The following is a 513-nucleotide window of genomic DNA, read 5'->3' on the forward strand; positions in this document are numbered from 1 at the left end:
AACGATTATCAACTGGGGTTGATGAATGGCGATGTGGGGCTGACCCTGCCATTACTTGAGGAGAAACACGGCAAGACGGAACGGTTGTTAAGAGTGGCCTTCCAGTTGCCGGACGGGCGCATCAAATGGGTACTGCCCAGCCGCCTGGACGGGGTGGAAACCGTCTATGCCATGACGGTGCACAAATCCCAGGGCTCGGAATTCCGGCATACCCTGCTGGTACTGCCGGACGCTCCCCACCCGCTGCTCACCCGGGAACTGATCTATACCGCCGTCACCCGCGCCCGGGACCGTTTCACTCTGCTGGAATTCGGCAAACCGGCGGTGCTGGACAGCGCCGTGAAGAAACGCACCTGGCGGGCGTCGGGATTGGCAGAGCGGTTGAGTTGAAAGTGTAAAGTTAAAAGCGCGGCGGGCGCATAGCGTGTTGCCTGTTGCGTGACGCGTGTTGCAGCCGCAGAGCGGCATAAAAAAACGGGATGCCGAAGCATCCCGTTTTTTGTTTCACCATCT

The 513-nt window shown here is 58.9% G+C and carries 1 protein-coding gene; it reads left to right on the plus strand.

Annotated features, from left to right (window positions below; all coding sequences use genetic code 11):
• Positions 1–390, plus strand: a 390-nt coding sequence (locus tag A3754_RS07615) for an ATP-binding domain-containing protein (RefSeq protein WP_197468553.1), incomplete at its 5' end; no start/stop codon positions are given.
• Positions 391–513 lie beyond the last annotated feature (123 nt).

This window comes from Alcanivorax sp. HI0083, from assembly GCF_001635175.1.